Annotated in this window: 1 protein-coding gene; it reads left to right on the forward strand. The window is 46.3% G+C overall.

The window, feature by feature from the left end; genetic code table 11:
* Positions 1 to 301: 301 nt before the first annotated feature.
* On the forward strand, positions 302 to 1,559 hold a 1,258-nt coding region (locus R7O13_RS24030), incomplete at its 3' end, for an ABC transporter ATP-binding protein (RefSeq protein ID WP_318304821.1).

Below are 1,559 nucleotides of genomic sequence, written 5' to 3' on the forward strand. Positions count from 1 at the left end.
CTGCAATTAGACAGAGAAACACGATTTTTTATTGTCACTTTGCTGGTTTACGCTTTTGTGGCTCGGACATGACAAATGCAATAAATGGGATATTTCAATTCAGTTCATAACCAACTAGTTACATTTAAAAGGCGATCGGTTAGACTATTTTTTCGCCCCTCTCACAAACTCGTCTGCTTTTCTGGCTAGCGGACAACGATATTTCTTACCACCTATCTCGGTGCGCACTGCCATGTCCAAGCAGTGTAAATCGATGGATTCAGTAGACCGAGATGGCATTGTTTTAACTTTAGGATGAGTTATGTTTAAACGATTTGAAGGCTTCACAGAGCCGTTTCCCAAATCTACGCCCGATCAGCCCCCTTCAGGGATTTTTGCCTTTCTACGCCATTACACCCGAGGGTATGAAAAGCCACTGATCATCATGTCACTGATGTCGACGATTGTTGCCATCGTCGAAGTCATGCTGTTTGGTGCAATGGGCCAACTGGTAGACTGGCTTTCCACCAGCAATCCAGAAACCTTTTTGCAAGATAACCGAGCGGATCTGATTTTTTACGGCGTCTTACTTCTGGTTGTAATGCCACTTTTGGTTGTTATCTACTCTTTGCTGGTGCATCAAACCTTGTTGGGTAACTACCCAATGTCCATTCGCTGGCTTGCTCACCGTTATCTGCTCAATCAGAGTCTGAACTTCTATCAAGATGATTTTGCAGGGCGCGTTGCAACCAAAGTGATGCAAACCTCTCTCGCAGTACGTGAAACGGTCATGAAGAGCATGGACGTGTTTGTCTACGTGACGGTTTACTTCACCAGTATGGTCGTGATGTTAGCAGCTGCAGATTGGCGTTTAATGATTCCAATGATTGTCTGGCTTTTGGTTTACATCGCGATTCAGATTTACTTTGTACCGAAACTGAAAGATGTGGCCTCTGAGCAAGCCGATGCGCGCTCAACCATGACAGGCCGTATTGTCGACAGCTACACCAATATCCAAACCGTGAAGCTGTTTTCACATAGCCAGCGAGAAACCCAATATGCCGAACAAGGCATGAAAGGATTTCTCAACACGGTTTATCGTCAAATGCGCTTGGTTACGGGCTTTGACGTGGCGGTTGAAATCTCCAACTACATCTTGGTGTTTTCCGTCGCGGCTTTGTCGATTTATCTGTGGTTAGACAGCGCGATTAGCGTCGGTGCCATTGCTATTGCGGTCAGCCTAGCGCTGCGCGTTAACGGCATGTCGATGTGGATCATGTGGGAAGTAGGAGCCCTGTTTGAAAACATGGGTACTGTCGTGGATGGCATGAAAACACTGTCCAAACCTATCGATATCCAAGACAAACCGAATGCGAAACACTTTGTCGTATCTCAAGGTGGCATCCAGTTCGATAACGTCAGCTTTCATTACGGTGAAAACAAAGGCGTCATCAACCATCTGAATCTCGACATCAAACCTGGCGAAAAAGTCGGCTTGGTTGGGCGCTCTGGCGCAGGCAAATCCACGTTGGTGAACTTGCTGTTACGCTTCCATGATGTGGAAGAAGGCAGCATTAAGA

Source organism: Vibrio sp. Y176 (assembly GCF_033438945.1).